Origin of the sequence: Marinobacter sp. (assembly GCF_052091845.1) — a bacterium.
Lineage (GTDB): Bacteria > Pseudomonadota > Gammaproteobacteria > Pseudomonadales > Oleiphilaceae > Marinobacter.
Map to the genome: position 1 here is coordinate 20,002 of NZ_JBQDCO010000036.1, position 17,071 is coordinate 37,072.

At 54.6% G+C, this 17,071-nt stretch carries 15 protein-coding genes; 5 read left to right on the forward strand and 10 right to left on the reverse strand.

Features of this window, described 5'->3' with window-relative positions:
* Positions 1 to 8 precede the first annotated feature (8 nt).
* From ACTHYN_RS12080 to ACTHYN_RS12110, 7 genes are all read right to left on the reverse strand, one after another.
* The gene (locus ACTHYN_RS12080) at positions 9 to 1,079 is read right to left on the reverse strand and encodes a putative 2-aminoethylphosphonate ABC transporter ATP-binding protein (RefSeq protein ID WP_441812700.1); all 1,071 of its coding nucleotides are present in this window, start codon (positions 1,077 to 1,079) and stop codon (positions 9 to 11) included.
* An 86-nt stretch (positions 1,080 to 1,165) separates the two neighbouring features.
* A complete protein-coding gene (locus ACTHYN_RS12085) occupies positions 1,166 to 2,179 on the reverse strand; it encodes a putative 2-aminoethylphosphonate ABC transporter substrate-binding protein (RefSeq protein WP_441812701.1) in 1,014 nt (337 codons plus the stop codon).
* A gap of 130 nt (positions 2,180 to 2,309) precedes the next feature.
* The gene (gene phnX / locus ACTHYN_RS12090; RefSeq protein WP_441812702.1) at positions 2,310 to 3,137 is read right to left on the reverse strand and encodes a phosphonoacetaldehyde hydrolase; all 828 of its coding nucleotides are present in this window, start codon (positions 3,135 to 3,137) and stop codon (positions 2,310 to 2,312) included.
* 19 nt (positions 3,138 to 3,156) lie between these two features.
* On the reverse strand, positions 3,157 to 4,308 hold the full coding sequence (locus ACTHYN_RS12095) for a 2-aminoethylphosphonate--pyruvate transaminase (protein ID WP_441812703.1): 1,152 nt from the start codon (positions 4,306 to 4,308) through the stop codon (positions 3,157 to 3,159).
* Positions 4,309 to 4,325: 17 nt separating this feature from the next.
* Positions 4,326 to 5,558 (reverse strand): NAD(P)/FAD-dependent oxidoreductase, encoded by a 1,233-nt coding sequence (locus ACTHYN_RS12100; protein WP_441812704.1) that lies wholly within the window; start codon positions 5,556 to 5,558, stop codon positions 4,326 to 4,328.
* 97 nt (positions 5,559 to 5,655) lie between these two features.
* On the reverse strand, positions 5,656 to 6,384 hold the full coding sequence (locus tag ACTHYN_RS12105) for a UTRA domain-containing protein (RefSeq protein ID WP_441812705.1): 729 nt from the start codon (positions 6,382 to 6,384) through the stop codon (positions 5,656 to 5,658).
* Positions 6,385 to 6,546: 162 nt separating this feature from the next.
* Complete coding sequence (locus ACTHYN_RS12110) at positions 6,547 to 8,970, reverse strand: metallophosphoesterase family protein (protein ID WP_441812706.1); 2,424 nt, start codon at positions 8,968 to 8,970, stop codon at positions 6,547 to 6,549.
* 188 nt (positions 8,971 to 9,158) lie between these two features.
* Between ACTHYN_RS12110 and ACTHYN_RS12115 the strand changes: the two genes are divergently transcribed.
* The gene (locus tag ACTHYN_RS12115; RefSeq protein ID WP_441812707.1) at positions 9,159 to 9,872 is read left to right on the forward strand and encodes a UTRA domain-containing protein; all 714 of its coding nucleotides are present in this window, start codon (positions 9,159 to 9,161) and stop codon (positions 9,870 to 9,872) included.
* 123 nt (positions 9,873 to 9,995) lie between these two features.
* Here the strand turns inward: ACTHYN_RS12115 and ACTHYN_RS12120 are convergent, their stop codons facing one another.
* Positions 9,996 to 10,463, reverse strand: a complete 468-nt coding sequence (locus tag ACTHYN_RS12120) for an NUDIX hydrolase (protein WP_441812708.1) — start codon at positions 10,461 to 10,463, stop codon at positions 9,996 to 9,998.
* A 338-nt stretch (positions 10,464 to 10,801) separates the two neighbouring features.
* On the opposite strand from ACTHYN_RS12120, the gene ACTHYN_RS12125 reads away from it, so the two are divergent.
* Positions 10,802 to 12,415, forward strand: coding sequence for an ABC-F family ATP-binding cassette domain-containing protein (locus ACTHYN_RS12125; protein WP_441812709.1), 1,614 nt, complete (start codon positions 10,802 to 10,804; stop codon positions 12,413 to 12,415).
* Between the two features lie 76 nt (positions 12,416 to 12,491).
* Here ACTHYN_RS12125 and ACTHYN_RS12130 read toward each other — a convergent pair whose 3' ends face one another.
* Positions 12,492 to 13,013 (reverse strand): MarR family winged helix-turn-helix transcriptional regulator, encoded by a 522-nt coding sequence (locus ACTHYN_RS12130; RefSeq protein WP_441812710.1) that lies wholly within the window; start codon positions 13,011 to 13,013, stop codon positions 12,492 to 12,494.
* A 131-nt stretch (positions 13,014 to 13,144) separates the two neighbouring features.
* Here ACTHYN_RS12130 and ACTHYN_RS12135 point away from each other — a divergent pair, with 131 nt between their 5' ends.
* Positions 13,145 to 14,266, forward strand: coding sequence for an MFS transporter (locus ACTHYN_RS12135; RefSeq protein ID WP_441812715.1), 1,122 nt, complete (start codon positions 13,145 to 13,147; stop codon positions 14,264 to 14,266).
* A 10-nt stretch (positions 14,267 to 14,276) separates the two neighbouring features.
* Positions 14,277 to 14,822, forward strand: a complete 546-nt coding sequence (locus ACTHYN_RS12140) for a DMT family transporter (RefSeq protein WP_441812711.1) — start codon at positions 14,277 to 14,279, stop codon at positions 14,820 to 14,822.
* Here the strand turns inward: ACTHYN_RS12140 and ACTHYN_RS12145 are convergent.
* On the reverse strand, positions 14,752 to 15,906 hold the full coding sequence (locus tag ACTHYN_RS12145) for an MFS transporter (RefSeq protein WP_441812712.1): 1,155 nt from the start codon (positions 15,904 to 15,906) through the stop codon (positions 14,752 to 14,754). The two genes, ACTHYN_RS12140 and ACTHYN_RS12145, sit on opposite strands and share 71 nt — an antisense overlap.
* Before the next feature lie 143 nt (positions 15,907 to 16,049).
* Between ACTHYN_RS12145 and ACTHYN_RS12150 the strand changes: the two genes are divergently transcribed.
* Entirely contained in the window at positions 16,050 to 16,940 is an 891-nt protein-coding gene (locus tag ACTHYN_RS12150) for a LysR family transcriptional regulator (RefSeq protein ID WP_441812713.1), read from the forward strand.
* Positions 16,941 to 17,071 lie beyond the last annotated feature (131 nt).

Consider the following 17,071-nt stretch of genomic DNA (forward strand, 5'->3'; position numbering starts at 1 on the left):
CGCAGCCGTCAGGCTGCGAAACAATGCAGGGCGTCGGAGGGCAGGTTGAGGCATATACAGCCGCCAACTTGCAGATCAAGCCGGCGCGCGGAACGCGGGTCCACATCCACGACCAGATCCAGCTCAATGTCGCTCAGGCGAATGTGGGTCCGAATAAAAGCACCCAGATAATCCAGCGCCTGGACCTCCCCTTCCCATCCACCATCTCCGCTGGGTAACAGATGAACATCTTCTGGCCTGATGGCCAGTTGGACACGCCCCTCGGCAGTGGGCAACGGCCGAACCAGGTCCAGCTCGCGATTTCCGACCTTCACCCGCTGCCCATTCAGTGGGGCGCTGTCGATGAAATTCATGGCACCGATGAAAGAGGCAACAAACGCCGAAGCGGGTTGTTGGTAGATGTCCAGAGGTGTCCCCACCTGCTCAATAACGCCGTTGTTCATCACCACCACACGGTCGGCCATCGCCAAAGCTTCTTCCTGATCGTGAGTGACCATAACGGTAGTGACCCCCAGTTGTTTCTGGAGGCTGCGGATCTCGCTGCGCAGGTGATGGCGCACCTTGGCATCCAGCGCCGACAGTGGCTCATCGAGTAGCAGCAACCCCGGTGAAGGCGCCAGAGCACGTGCCAGAGCAACCCGTTGCTGCTGGCCACCGGATAACTGTGTTGGGTATTTTCGGGCCTGATCTTCCAGACCGACAAGGGAGAGTAATTCTTCTACCCGGCTCCGGACCTGAGCCTTCGGTGTGCCAATACTGCGCAGACCGTAGGCAACATTGTCGGCTACCGTCATATTCGGGAACAGAGCGTAGGACTGGAACACAATGCCAAAGTCACGATCTCTGGGCGGCTTCAGGGATATGTCCGTCTCTCCCTGATGGAGCAGCCCGCCACTCTGGTGCTCAAGCCCCGCGATGATGCGAAGCAGAGTGGTCTTTCCACATCCTGACGGTCCGAGGAAACACACCAACTCACCGGGTTCGATGGTGAGATTGATATCCTTCAACGCGCAAAATTCGCCAAAGAACTTGTTTACACCCTGAATGTTGAGACGACTTCCCTGAGTTTTCTGGCTCATGCTACCCCCTGCTCTTGAATAATCCGGCGCGGCACCCGAGACCGGGCACCGCCTTGGTTTACCGGGCTATTGCCCGACCAGCCAGTTCACTTTGCTTCGGATTTGCCGTCGTAACGACGCGCCCACTCAGTCAGGATGGCCTCACGATTACTGGCAGCCCAACCAAAGTCGTTGTCGATGATCAGCTCATCCGCATTTGCCGGGAAATACTCGACCGGTTGTGCCACACCTGGCATGCCGACGATGGCGTAGCCCTCGTTGTACATTTCCATGGCCTGACGAGTGATGGACCAGTCAACCAGTGTTTGCGCGGCTTCCATTTTGTCCGTTCCGTCGACAATCGCAGTCGCTTCCACTTCCCAGCCCAGACCCTCTTTTGGGAACACGAGCTCTAGAGGGGCTCCCTGTTCTTTCAGACGGGCACCACGGAAGGCAAAGGAAACGCCGATGGAAGTCTCACCGGAAGCTGCCATCTTGCAGGGCTTGGAGCCGGAGTGGGTATACCGGCTGATGTTCTGGTGCAGCCCGTCCATGAACTCCCAGCCCTTGTCTTCGCCCATCATTTGAAGCCACGCAGAGACGTCCAGAAAGCCGGTACCGGATGAGTTCGGGTTCGGCATAACCACATGCCCTTGATAGACGGGCTTGGTCAGATCTTTCCAACTGGTTGGCATCGGCAGGTTGTTTTTTTCTGCTTCAATGGTGTTCACACAGATGGCGGCCATCCATGCATCCATGCCGACCCAGGAGGGTGTCTCATCGCGGTCGCGGAATTTCGGAGACAGCTTTTCCAGCCCTTTCGGCGCATACGGAGCCAACATTCCTTCATTTTTCAGCAGCAACAGACTGGTGCCTGCCAGACCCCAGACGACATCCGCCTGCGAATTCTGTTTTTCCGCCAGCAGGCGGGCCGTGACAACACCGGTGGAATCGCGAACCCAGTTGATCTTGATATCCGGGTGGTCCTCATTGAAGCGTTCGGCGTACTTCTTGAGATCCTCTGCTTCAACCGCTGTGTAAACGGTAAGCTCGGTCTGGGCGCTGGCGTTCATGGCTACAACCAGTGTGGTCAGGGCAAGGGCTTTCTTAAGGTGTTTCACGCAAATCTCCTTTGTACCGGGTCAGATTGAGGTGCTTTCCTTCTGGTCTATACCAGTTTCGATCACCACTACCTTAGGGCTATTTGATTGCAAAGACGTGACAGCAATGTGACGTTTCCTTGGCCGTCGTTTATGGGCGCTCATTCGTTTGCAACCGGCGACCAATATCGGCGAGCACACTTGGTAAATCCGCGATGGAGTCAATCACATAGTGAGCCGCCGACGTCGCCATAAAACGATGCCCACGAGCCAGAATGTCCGCTCTCTCAGCCTCATCAAGGGCGTAAAACTGCTCTTCGCTCAGGCCGACCGCATTCCCTGATGCCACCACCGCCACCGTCCACATGCCGGCGTTCAGGCCTTCTTCAATTCCCGTGGTGGTGTCGTCAACCTTCACGCAGCCCTGCACGGCGGTAATACCCAGTTCGATCGCGTTTTTCAGGCTCATATGAGGGGCGGGCCGGCCCTGGGGCACTTCCGTAGCCACAACAACACTTTCCGGTTCGAAGCCCTGGGCAATCAGCCCTGGCAGCATCACGTTCACCATGTCGCGGCTATAGCCGGTATTCACGCCAAGTTTGATGCCGTCATCACGCAACCGATCCTGAAGCGCCATGGCCCCCGGAATCAGCTTTGTGCGTTCGGCAATGGCAGCCATCTGTAGAGGCAGGAAGGCTTCGTAGAGTCGATCAACATCCGCGTTATCCGGCACCTTGCCGACGGAACCAATCCACTGCTTGCGTATTCGTGGCATCGCCAGCAAGCGACGGATATGTTCGCGTTTTTCGGTTCCCATAGGCTCACGGGCTTCTGCCTCAGACAGGTCGACACCTTCTGCTTCAAACAGCTTCAGAAACGCCTGGATGGGCGCCAGCGATCCAAAGTCCACGCAGGTGCCAGCGAGGTCCAAAATCACGGCCTGGAGCGGCCCGGTGTATCGGCGGGTGTACGTATGCATAGTATTTTCCCTTCAGGGTTCAGACGGTTTCGAGGTTATCCGGTGCGGCGGCAGGCGCAGGGAGGGGATTTGGAAGGCCAAGCTCAAGACAGGCCTCCGCGATAGCGGCAACGGCGGCGTCGATCTGCTCATCGTGAAGTTGGCCAATACAGCCCACCCGAAAACTGTCCGCAACTGTGAGTTTTCCGGGGTAGATGAGAAAACCACGAGCCCTGATCGCCTCGTAGAAGCGGCGAAATTGAAACGCGGGGCTGTCCGGCGACAGAAAGGTGGTAATGATCGGCGACAACCACTCATCCGCGAGCAGCGTCTGAAAGCCGATCTCTCGAAGGCCGGCCACCAGGCGGTCACGGTTACGGCTGTAGCGGGCGAGACGGCCATCCACACCGCCCTCGGCTTCGTGTTCACGCAGGGCCTGAAGAAAGGCGGCAACCACATGGGTGGGCGGGGTGTAACGCCACTGCCCGGTTTTCTCCATGTATTGCCACTGGTCGTAGAGGTCCAGAGACAGGCTATGGCATTGACCGGCTGACGCCGACAACAAGGTCCGGTCGATAATGGCGAACCCAAAACCCGGCACACCCTCGAAGCACTTGTTGGCAGAGGATATCAGGGCGGCGCAGGGCAGTTCGGCGACATTGACCGGCAACGCCCCAAAGGCGCTCATGCTGTCGATGATCAGGCGCTTGCCTGCCTGACGGCACACCTCGGCAATGTCTTTGATCGGATTGAGGATGCCGGAGCTGGTTTCACAGTGAACCACCACCACCTGTTCAACCTCGGGATGCTCTTTCAAAACAGCGGCAACCTCATCGCCGCGCGGCGGATGATAATCACCTTTATCAATGGCCAGGTACGGGCGCCCCAGCGTGTCGAGGATCTTGCTGATCCGCTGACCGTAGGCCCCGTTCATCAGTACCAGGGTTTTACTGGTTGGGGGGATCACCGTGCCAAGCGTGGCCTCCACTGCAAACGTTCCACTGCCCTGCATGGGCACGCAGACGTGGCTGGCACTGCCGCCAGCCACGTCGAGCAGCCGTTCACAGATTTCGGCTGTTACGCTATTGAAGTCGCCATCCCAAGAGCCCCAATCGTGCAACATGGCCTGTTTAACAGAGAGGCTGGTGGTCAATGGACCGGGAGTGAGCAAATACGGATCTCTTTGAGTCATGGAGGTCTCCATAGGAATTAGCCGGTGCGTTTCCGGGCGCGAGCATCGGCACAGCGGCGGATGAAATCGGGACTGTAGGCATCAACGGCCCCGAAGCGATCCAGACGGAACGGTTCGGAGGACACGAAGGGTTTTTGATGGGTTGCGAGTTCGGCAATAAACCGGCCGATCCCAGCAGACATGCCGATGCCTGCACCAGAGCAGCCGGTAGCAGCAATGAATCCCTCGATACCAGGCATCGCCCCCAGCAGGGCAAACCCATCAGGTGTGTAGCTAGACACATTGCTCACGTAGTGAGCCAGCTGTAACTCGTCTAGCAAAGCAAGCTGTGCACGGAGGGCTTCGTAGCCGCTTTCTAGTGCAAGAACGCCGGTTGGGTCGGTATCGAAACGAAAGCCGTGGAGGTTGTCCGGTAACGCTTTGGGGTGAGCCACGACCGATTGCGGGTCCCGCAATCCAAATAACAACCCGCCCACTTCCGGACGAGCATAGGCGCCACTGTCAGGCAGAATGGCCATCGGGCCATGTGGGGGAATTTTGGGGTGCGGCGACGATATCCAGTAATGGCTGCGAACGGGCGCCATGCCAAGGTGGATCCCCGCCTGCATCGCCAGCGCAGTACTCCAGGGGCCAGCTGCGTCAATCACTGTTCCGGCAGAAATCGTCTCACCATCGGCGAGGCGCACTCCCGTAACCGTCGAACCTTGTTGCAGGAGTTCGCTGACTTCTCGCTTCAGAAGAAAACGGGCGCCTTTGCGCCTGGCCTCAGCAGCATAGGCCTGGCAAAGGGTGTAGGGATCAATATAGCCATCATCCGGCAGCCATAAAGCTGAAGTATCAGGCGTCAGCTCAAGCCAGGGAGCCAGCCGCATAGCTTCATCCGCGCTGATCCGTTCCGCCAAGACACCGGCATCCTCTGCCCTTTGTGATGTTTGCTCGATCTGTCTCCGACCTTCCGGTTTAGCAGACACTTGCAAGCTACCCACTTTTTTTAGGGGTAACTGCTCGCCAAGGTAGCTTCCCAGCTCGTCAATCGCCCGGAACGTTTCCATCACCATATCTGTCAGCACCCGGTGGGGGCGAACCCGGGTCAGCAATGCCGCTGCGTGGCTGGTGGTTTGTTCGCCCAGCCCGTGGCGTTCGACAACGACAATGCTAAGACCAGAGGTCTGGCTCAGGTATCGGGCTATGGCGCACCCAAGAATGCCGCCGCCAATGACGACAACATCTGGATGATTGGTGGTGGGCATAATTGCTCCTCGCTCATCTGGTATAGACCAGCTTGGCAAGGAAATGTGACGGTTTAATGAAAGCCTAATGACAGTGTGGATTAGTAGGGATGGCCGCTCAGTTGACTTCGACCTGAATGCTCAGTGCATCGTGCAGCCAGAACTCCTCATCGAACTCCACGAAACACCCATCAGGATCGTGGCTGCAACGGGTGACGTAGAGCCCCGCTATACCAGCAGTCACGCCGATTGCGCTAGCCTGTGGATCAACAAGTGCGGTCGGGTACATTTCAATGCGCTTACTCTGCAACTCCACCCCATATTGGTCTCGCAGCAGTTTCCAAAGAGAGCGATTGAAATCATAGGTTTCAATGTCTGGAAGGCGTTTCGGGTTCAGGTAGATGTTCTCGACCAGCACTGGGCGACCGTCGATCCGCCGACGCCTGCGGAGCCATATAATCGGATCGCCGACTTCCAGACCGGTTTTTACCGCGAGCCAAGCATTGATTTGAGTGGGTGTGACATCGAGCGTTTCGGTCGCCGGAATACGTCCCTGAGAGGCGACATTATCGGAGAAGCTGTAGTCCTGAGTGGGCTTGTAGGTGAGTCTTGGTGGCGAAACAAACCAGCCTCGTCGGTTAGAACGGTATATACGGCCTTCCGCCTCAAGCTGAGCCAGTGCCAGCCGGGCCGTCACACGTGTGGTGCCGTGTTCGTCCGCCAGAATCCGTTCTGAGGGCAGACGAGTATTGGGCGTTAACGATCCCTCTTCTATCTGGATCGCCAGTTGATCCCGCACTCTCATATACAAAGGCGCAGTGTCGTCCCCGGCCAACCGCTGTTCCATGCACGCGCTCCTCAGTTCAACAAAACCATTCACATTAGGGCCTCAAGGTGACGGCCGTATGACAAAGCACCAACCTGTTGCGTACCGGGCGCTTATGGAACGCCCGGTGCGCAACAGGGGCTGGGATTGGCCCTCTCTCGTGTTGGCGTTAAAACGACCGTGTCAGTACAACAGGTTTAGGGAAAGGTTGTCGAAGTAGACGTCGTTATCGCTGCCCGCTGTACGTTCGCCACCCATGTAAACCCTAATGCTGCGGACCCCGCTTGGCAGGAATCCATCCAGACCCTGTGTCTCCCAGCTTTTGACAGAAGAGCTGGTTCGCGTTGCCGGTTTGCCCCACTCGATCGGCTGATCACTACCATCCAACAGCTCAATCTTGAGTTCCGGCAGGTCGTCACCAGACCAGGTGGTCATCCGGGCCGAAAGCTCAAGGTAGACCTTACCCGAATCGATATCCATCCCGTAACCAGAAACATCCACGGTTTGATAGGCTGTATCGGTACAGCAATCTCCAGACTGACCCTGGCCAAAACCACGCCCCGAGAAATAATAGTCTCCGTCGTCGGAGGCGAAACCGCCGTTGTTGGTTGCCGTGATCGCGCTGATGAGGCCGCTCGTGAGCACCCACCCCGATAGATCGCCGGCTTCGGCATCTCCGTTGACCAGTAAATTGGGTGTCCGCGTACCGGCCAAACTAAAGCTATAGCTGTCACTCCACGTTGACCAGTTCATCTGCCCATCGCGGACTCTGGCGCGCCAGTAGTAGGTGGTACCCGGCTTGAAGCTCAGCGTTGGACGCGGCTGGCCGCTGTATTCATCATAGGTCGAGATATGGGTATTCTGGGAGTCAAAGCGCTTGGTCCAACGATAATAATCATCCCCGCCAGGGCGCACGGTCTGGCTGTCCAGCTGCGTGGAAAGGTCAAGCCGAAAGATGTCTGCCCCTTGCTGGGTATCAACCGCTTCAAAGCCAAGGTACTCATCGCCACCGACGCGGGACGCCTCGTCATAGAAAACATTGTGGCGACGAGTTTCGTTACCCCATATATCGAACACAGTGCCTTCGAATGCTTCGCTCTCAGAAACCTGCCACTGAACTTCGTGGACCTGCTCGGGTGCGCCGACGTTAATGGCAAGCTCGATCTCTGTCGCGGACAGCTCGCCAGTACCCGCAGTCGCCTGCGGAAGGTTATTGTTTGCGGCCGCTGCGAATGTTACCTCGTCCACCACCTCGAAGTCCGTGTCACCGTCGTAGCCGCCTTTCTTACGCTGCAAGGTAACCGATGCCTCGGGGCCAAACCGATAGGTCAGTACGCTGTATCCGAACTCGCTCCGGCTAACCTCAAAAGTGTCGTAGTCGCTGATCTGATTATTCTGGTGATCAGCACTATCCAGCGGCTCAATATATCCGGAAGCACTGGCAGCGTTAAGCCATAGATGGGATGTGTTCAGCGACTGGCCTCGTGAGTAAGCATGGGTGTGACCAAAGAAGTGACCTGTAATGGCGCCAGTATTTTCACTGTACTGCTCCAGTTCAGACACCATTTCGCAAGAGCCAATGCTTTCCCCAACGTTCCACATTTCGGACAAACATCCGTGGTGGAACATCCCCATGACAAACGTCTTCTGCTGTATCTCAGCGTCCTTCAGGGTTTCTCTTAGCCACTGGCGCTGTACGGCCAGCGTCTCTCGGTTAAAGCTGCCATGGGCACCCGATATCGGATAGCTGTCCAAACCAACCAGTCGAAGGTCCAGATAGTCCAGAAAGTACCAGTGGTCTTGGTAACCAATAGAACCGTTGTCAGGGGGTGACATGTAGGTTCGATAGAGTTCCAACTCGGCGTTGGAATAGTAATCGTGGTTGCCCGGTACGGTGACCAAAGGCACGTAGGGTGTTATGTCAGCCATCCGTCCGAACAGCTGTTCCCGCCAGTGCGACCGTTCGCCACCGGTCTGCACCACGTCTCCCGAAATGGTGATGGCGGCAATATTCTCGGCACAGGTCTTGGGCCGGGAGCCGTCGCACTCCTCCATCATGAAACCGTCAGAGACCACATTGTTCAGCACGACCTCGTAGATTTCCCGGTCCAACTGGGTATCGCTAAGGGCAATGAACCGGGCTTCGGTGACATCATCGCTGGCATTGGGCCAGGTCTTGAAGGCGAACGCCTGGGTTACTCGCTGGCTGCCCTCGGCGTCTTTCGTGGTCACGTAGTATTCGTAAAGGGTATTGGATGTCAGGCCCGACAAAACTGAACGGTAGACCAGACCATCTTCAGAGTGAACCTCCGAACCTACCTTCTGAAATTCCTCACCGGAGCCAAACGAACGCGCCCACACTTCTGGCTCGGTGTTCTCGGTCTCGAACATCACGGTCATGGTGTCGCTTGCAGGCGCTTGTAAGTAGGGCCGCACGATGAAATCCGGCGCCTCAGCGGCCTGTGGTGGTGGGACAGCAACCGCATCCGGATTGCCGGGCACTTCGGTGTCGGTCCCGGGGTCCGATGTTTTATCGGAATCATTGCAGCCTACTAACAACAACGCTGAAGCGCTCAAAGCTAGCAGAGTGCGGTAAGAGATGAGCATCAGACTCTCCTGTTGGTCTATACCAGTATTGGTACGTACCAATATATGGAGGTAAAATGTCAGTCCTATTATCAAAATGTTGCTGAATTCTTAAAGATTTCTTACAACTGGTACGTACCAGACCTGTCACACCAGTGTCATCAAAGAAAGGTGTGATACCAACCTGAATACATCGCATCAGGAAACCAATGAACCCGGCCACTACTTACCATAGCGTTGCCGCTAGCGTGCAATCCTGGATCCATTCGGGAGAGTTACATCCTGGCACTCAACTGCCTTCAGAGCGCAGTCTGTGTGAGCGTTTGGGCGTTAGTCGGGTTAATGCCCGGGACGCCCTGCATTTACTCGAAGGTCAGGGGCTGATCTATCGCTTGAACCGTATTGGTTGGTTTGTAGCCCCCGCTCCATTTATCTATGACCCAACTCGGACCCACAGCCTCCTTGAGGAAGCCAGAACTCATAATCGAGCGCTCGATACCCAACTGATTCTCTCCGAGCGCAAACCCCCACCTGCGAGAATCAGCCGAAAGCTGGGTCTCTCGGCCATTATCCCCACCTTGAACGTAATTCGACGCAGGGCTGTCGAAGGGCGCTGGGTGCTACTTGAAGCCTGTTACTTCCGGGAAGAGGACTTTCCCGGATTGCTGGAGCGGAGCCTGACGAATTCCCTGACGGGGCTGGTTCGGGATGTGTATGGCTACAACAATCGGCGTCTGGACGTCGCTATTTCTTCGAAGCCTCTAACCACACTACAGGCCCAGAGATTGTTGGTGCGCGATGGGTCCCCCGCGTTAAAACTGGAGAGAGATGTTATTGTGAGCGGACGCTGTATTGCCGTGGAAACCGAATATTGGCTGCATGACGCCATCGAGATGCGCGTTCGAGGACAGACTACCTGTTAGACGTCGACACCTTATATTAGCCAGCGGCGAGCTCCCGAGATTCAACGAGCTTTTTAACAAGGTTGAGACCGGGGCGGTATATAATTCTGGCAAGCCACAAGGCCGAGCTAAAACGAAAAACACTTACAGACTGCCTGGCGCAGACACTAAGGCATAGGCCTCCCGAGCGATCTCTTCCACATCTAGGCTCAGGGCAAGATCACTTGTACCCAGGGCTGTCATGGGAACGAACGCCGCATCCAGTGCATCATCGGCAGCTAACGGTTCGCCCGCTTCCCAGAAACACAGCACCGCAATCAGAACAAAGTGGGAGCGAAGACGCCCTTCATCATCAACGTCATATGCATCCACGGCATTGAAAACTTTCCTGGCGGCAGCCTGAACTCCGGTCTCTTCATACAGTTCTCTCACCGCCGCCATCTCGACTGTCTCTCCCAACTCTATCTTCCCTCCCGGAAACCCCCATCGACCTGCATCTGGCGGGTTGGCACGGCGCACCAGTAAGACCTTCTCTTTCCTGAAAAGTACCGCAATGGTCGCCACCACCGGGTGTTCGTATCGATCCATCAGAAACTCACTTTCAGTTGCCATAAAACGCTCATCCCATCGTTGTTCTCAAGATATAGTCGAACAGGCCGCGCCCCCCTTCGGATGATCCGAAAATGGCCTCAATTTACCCAGAATACAGGACGATTTACTGGCTCGTCAGCCTTTAGAGTACTGAGTGCCTAAGGACTTAGAACTGAGTGACTCTGACCCCGTTTCAGAATACTGCATTGTCCATTTCTGCAAGTGCTTGTACAATATTTGGTCTATCCCCTCCAATATGAGGTGTTTGTCCAATGCGCCATTGATGCCGCCGTTATTATGACGGCCAGTCTCCACCAGCCCCAATAGCAGGGGAGTTCTTGGCATCTTTGGAACAAAGCATGACGAATACCCATCTCGTACTGAAAAACGTGTCCCACGTTCTGCCAGACGGCAGAACTCTTTTCTCCGGCCTTCGCGAGCAGTTCGATATGCGCTCAACGGGACTGGTCGGACGCAATGGTGTCGGCAAAACTTTGCTAGCACGCATCTTGGCTGGGTTGTTACAACCAACCACCGGCCACTGCCAGTGCTCCGGCAGCGTGCATTACCTCGCCCAGCAAGTGGTGCACCCTGATGGTTCTACAGTGGCCGACTTGGCGGGGGTAAAGCACACGCTGGATGCGCTAGCACGTATTGAGTCAGGCAGTACAGCACCGGAGGATTTCGATGCAGTAGGCGATCACTGGGACATACACCAGCGACTCCGCTATGAACTTGAGCGCAATAACTTGGGCTTCTTTGAAGCAGATACACCTGCCAGCATTCTGAGCGGCGGTGAGGCGATGCGAGTTTCCCTGATTGGCGCCATGCTTTCGGGGGCAGACTTCCTGATTCTTGATGAGCCGAGCAACCATCTAGACCGACCGAACCGTCATGCACTGATCAAACAACTTCAACACTGGCCACGCGGACTGATTGTGGTCAGCCATGACAGGCAATTGCTGGAGTCCATGGAGCGCATCGTGGAATTGTCTTCTCTGGGGCTGCAAAGCTATGGAGGCAACTACTCATTTTACGCCGAGGCTAAGGCACACGAACGACAGAACGCCCTACAAAACCTTAGTGAGCGCAAGCTTGAACGCCAACGGCAGGAACAGGCGATGCGAAAGCAGCGTGTACGGCAGGAACAACGGCAAGCGCGCGGTAACCGGCGAGGCAAAGAGGCCAATCAAGCCAAGATCTTGCTGGATCGTCAGAAAGAGCGCAGCGAGACATCGTCAGGCGCGCTGCGCCAGAAACAGGCCTCCAGCCAGGCACAACTCAACCAACGCGTGCGTGAAGCCGCACAACAAGTTGAAGATGAGTCGCAAATAACCCTGCATGAAATACCAATCACGCAGGCCGCAAAGCGTCGCGTGGCCGAATTGAATGACGTGGAGCTGCCGTACGTATCGGGAGCAACCCGAACCATAAGCCTGATCCTGGGTGGACAACAGCGTATAGGTGTAGTCGGCCCGAACGGTTGTGGTAAATCCACATTGCTTCGAGTGTTTGCAGGACAAGTTTCGCCTTTGGCTGGGGTATCCAAGGTTACGCCCGAGAGCGCATATCTCGATCAGCGATTAGAAAACCTGGATCCAGAGAAGACGGTACTAGAGCAGTTACGATTAGCCAATCGCACAGCTACCGAAGAGGACCTACGCATGCGCTTGGCTCAACTAGGACTTCACGCGCAGAAGATAGCGACACCCAGCGGGTCGCTGAGCGGCGGTGAGCGTCTAAAGGGAGCTCTCGCTTGCATACTCTACGCCGATTCACCACCGCAACTGTTGTTACTTGATGAACCGAACAATCACCTTGATCTGCCCTCAGTACAGGCATTGGAAATCATGTTGCGTAGTTACCAAGGCACTTTGATCGTGGTGTCGCATGATGACTCATTTCTGGAAAACCTTGGACTAACAGATCGCTTACTTGCTACCGAACAAGGCTGGAGTTTGGAGCCTCTTTGACAGAAATGCCGTACCTCTCAGGCTCAGTCAGACCTCTCCATGCCGTGACCGAAAATCGAGGGCCGTCTGATACCTTTCATTTTTCCTGCTCCGACATTGATTCAATGAGCGTTGCGAGCAGCCCATCCAAGGCTTTCCGTTGCTCACTGTCCAAATTTCCGAGTAGTTTTTCTTGACCTGATAAATGCCCCACCAACACGGAATCTATCTTTTCCAGCCCTTTATCTGTCAACTCCACGATGATCGCCCTACGATCCTCACTACTACGCACACGTCGCACCAACCCCGACTTTTCAAGTCGATCCAATCGGTTCGTCATGCCTCCTGAAGACACCATCAGTGAACGATACAACTCCGTAGGCGAAAGCGCATAGGGCTTCCCCGAACGACGAAGTGTTGCGAGAACATCAAACTCCCCGCGCTGGAGAGAATGCTCTTTATTCAATGGAGCTATATGCAGCCTGTTAAACATTTCTGACGCTTCAACCAGCCGACCAAACAACGACATAACAGAAGCATCAAGTTCAGGGCATTCACGCTGCCATTGCTGCAGCGCGATATCCGCGCGAGACGGAGCATTATTAATTTGTCTTGACATAAAGTATCTTTGTATCGAGAATGTTTGCGTAAGTTCAATTATTCAGGTGTTGCATGCTAAAAGTCAACGAAAGGAGCTATCTGCTCTTCGCGATCACGGTGGTTCTTGTGGGATTGAATTTACGTCCAATCATGGCTGCGATAGGTCCAGTTCTCGATATGATTCAGAATGATAGTGGCATCGGAGATGTATCCGCCGGCCTATTAACCACGCTTCCTGTTTTCGCCATGGGATTGTTTGCGTTTTTTGGCGGACTACTTCAGCGCACGCTGGGCGCAGAGCGAACCGTTCTTTGCAGCCTAATCGCGCTAGGCGTTGCCTCGCTGGCGCGGCTCTATTTCCACGGCGCGACAGGACTGATCGTTACCGCTGCGATGGGTGGCGTTGGTATTGCGCTGATCCAGGCAGTGATCCCAGGCATTATCAAAAGGGACCACAGTGACAAGGCTGCTCAATTGATGGCCCTATACACAGTGGGGATCATGGGTGGTGCCATGCTCGCCTCATCCCTGGTCGCTCCCATGTCGGTAGTCAGTAGCTGGCCGTTGTCACTCGCGGTCTGGGGGGCGCTGGCTATCATTGCACTGATCAGCTGGCTAATCGTGAGCGCTTCTCCATCAAGCGCAGATAGCAAGCGCGGCACTCGACTCCCCATAGCGTCTGGGCGCGCCTGGTTTCTCCTGATATTTTTTGGCATTGGTACCTCAGCATACACTCTGGTGCTCGCTTGGTTACCACCGTTCTATGTACAGCTGGGTTGGTCTGGCACAGCTAGTGGTCTTCTTTTGGGAGGGCTTACGCTAGCAGAAGTTATTGCGGCAGTGGGCCTGACCTCCATTATCCACCGTTTCCCAGACCGTCGGCCTGTGCTCTACACGATCTTGGTTATGATCAGCTTCGGTCTGGCTAGCCTGATCATTGCTCCCGAGGCACTCGTCATACCAGGCCTCTTGTTGCTTGGCTTGGGCATCGGAGGACTTTTCCCTATGTCGCTGATCATTGCGATGGATCATTTAGAAAAAGTCAGTCAAGCCAGTGCGCTGATGGGTTTCGTACAAGGCGGTGGTTATATCATAGCTAGCTTTATGCCCTTTATAGCGGGTCTGCTCCGCGGCGTGTTTGATGACCTGACCATGGCTTGGATCATTATGCTGGTGGGCATTTTTATTCAGTTGTTGATGGTGTCAACCTTCGCACCCAACCACTCTCTCTCCAGCGAAGACTGGAGCCTTAAAAAAACAGCCGTTGCATAAGGCATTTACTATGCACCGCAGTATCGACCTGAGCCTGACTGCCCTTGCTCCTGTGATTTGGGGCAGTACTTATATAGTGACGACTGAGCTCTTACCACATGGCCACCCGCTAGGCGTCGCAATGCTCCGTGCACTGCCAGCCGGGCTAATCCTATTGGTTTTAGTTAAAAGACTGCCTAATCGTGATTGGTACGGGCGCTTGTTTATTTTAGGAGGGCTGAACTTTTCGGTATTTTGGGGGTTGCTCTTCGTCGCTGCCTATCGGCTGCCCGGAGGCGTAGCCGCTACGTTGGGAGCGATGCAACCACTCGTTGTACTCCTGCTGGCGCGGGTTGGCTATCTTTGGCTTGGTATTGCCGGAGCCGCTTTCTGCTACGTGCTCTGGTTTCGAGGTATCGCCCGGTTTGGCCCTGCGACAGTGACAGCGTTTGGTTGGGCCAACGCGCCGGTCAGAAAGCAACATTACTCAGAGCCAAAGGGGTATATTAGCCACAATTGCCCGATTCAAAGGTTGCCATGTAGCCATATCGTACAAAAAGAACGAGGCAAAAGATGAATGCCTGAGTCATTGCTATACAGACAATAACTCCGCTCCAGCCCCATGCAGAAAATACGTAAGCAGCGAGGCTTGCACCAATAGCGCCGCCCAAATAGTAACAGGATAGGTATATCCCGGTTGCAACCCCAGCTGGCACAAGGCGCGAGTTGTTTAACAGCTGGGTCGTCACTGTCTGAAACATGTAGGTTCCCGTGGCGAACAGCACAACGCCTATGATGATGGATATGTCAGTTACGCCAATAATCCAAAGTGAAACCCATACCAACAAAATAAGTGATGCTGCGATCATCGCTTCAGTCATGTAGCGTCTGACAAAACGCGCGCCAAGAACGAAAAACAGTGCCGGGAGGCATGCAAGATAGAGCGTTCCAATCCGCTCTGAATCCCAAAGATAGGGCTCCATGGAAAGCCAAAGGCCAAGCACCGTGAAGACCGCACTTTGCGTGAAAAGCAGTGCAAATCCCGCAAGATACGCAACTAACAGCGTTCTGTCGGAAAAGGCATGTTTCACGTATGCCACTGGGGTTTGATACCGTTCCAGTCGGCTCGCTGGTTCAGTACCGGAGGCATTCAGTAGAAGACGAATCGCTAGTGCGGACAGCGTCATAAGGCATGCGGAACTTAGGAACCCCAGCTCCCATCCCATTGCACCAACTGACCAAGCAGGATACAGCCGGCTAAAGGTGCTGCCCACAATCGTTCCGGTCACGTACAGTGGCACGAAGCTCTCTGGTCGCGTTGAGACTAGGTTCATCGTTGAGGTCAAAAGAAATGGAATCACAACCCCCTGACCAATCCGAAAAACGCAAAGCAAATACTGACTCGTAGTTAAGGCAATCGAGGCATTAAGTGCCGCCAAAGCAAAGAAGCCAAATATCAAAACAGTCGAAGGATTGGAGTTTTTTGTCGCCGCGCCAGCTATCGGCGCAGTTATCATCATGCCTAGCAGCGACGCCATATTTAACCAACCAGCTTCAGTTACAGTTGTTCCGAACCGGCCTACCAACTGCGGAAATAGTGCCTGCAGTTGGTACAAGTTAAAAAAAGAGCCGATCGATCCGATCATCAAGGCCGTGCGCATTGCTAACTCCGTCGCGATAGAAAGGAGCAAGCTACCCGAGAGCAAAGCACGAAAGAATGTCGGATTTGGTATTGCAGTGATACATGCCCAGACAGAGCGCTCTGTCAGAAAACAGGGTATTCTCACCTCAAAGGAGGGATGAAGTGGTCGAGCTAAAACAGATTAAGCATTTTGTTGCGGTTGCCGAGGAGCTCAGCTTCAGGAGAGCTGCAGAACGATTGCATATTACCCAGCCGCCGCTGAGCCAAAGTATCAAAAAATTAGAAGATACCTTGGGCGTCAAACTGTTTGAGCGAAACACCCGAGGAGTTCATCTGACGAAGGCGGGCGAAGCCTTTCTTGGTGAGAGCCTGCAAGTACTTAGTGCAGCCCATCGAAGTGTCAACGTCGCACGACAAGCTGCACACGGTGAGATAGGCACGTTACGTATTGGTTATTCAGCAAGCGCCATCTTCTCCAAAACCCTCACTTCAGCCTTGGCCAATCTCCTCACAGATCGCCCCCTGCTCAACCTGGAGCTATGCGAAGGGAATGCCCTTTTTCATATCGAATCCCTGAAAGATGGCAAGCTTGATGCGGCTATTCTCCGCGCGAATCTGGACGAAGACTCTCTGTCTGGATTGTCAGTATCCAGGTTAGGAATTGAACCACTTTTTGTGATTTTGAACCCGGGTCATAGATTGCAGGAAAGATCATCCATCGATTTTAGGGAGCTTGATGGAGAGCGCTTTTTGCTTCAGCCGGCTACCCAAAGAACCTTTCTGAGGCGACAACTGGAGACATTAGCAGACAAGGCAGGAATATCCATAAGCCGTGTTTTAGAGGTACCCGATATTGGCAGCACGCTCTGTTTTGTTGGGGCGGGTATCGGCATCACGATCCTTCCTGCCAGCGTCGCGTCTATGGCTCACGGACTGATTGCTATACCGCTTACCGATGAAGGCTTCTCCCAGCCCCTTATACTCGCTTGTATGGTGGACAACCCTCTGAGTGAACAGCTCAGGAATTCGGTCGGTCATTCCCTAGATTCCTGAGAAGAATGACCCCGACTTTGCCACGATGCGTGATAGTTACCAACTTTATTATGATCCCACACTGGTGTGGGATCATAATAAAGTTGGTAACTGAAAGGTACCACCTTCCCTTCCGGTGTGTTTTTCATGCT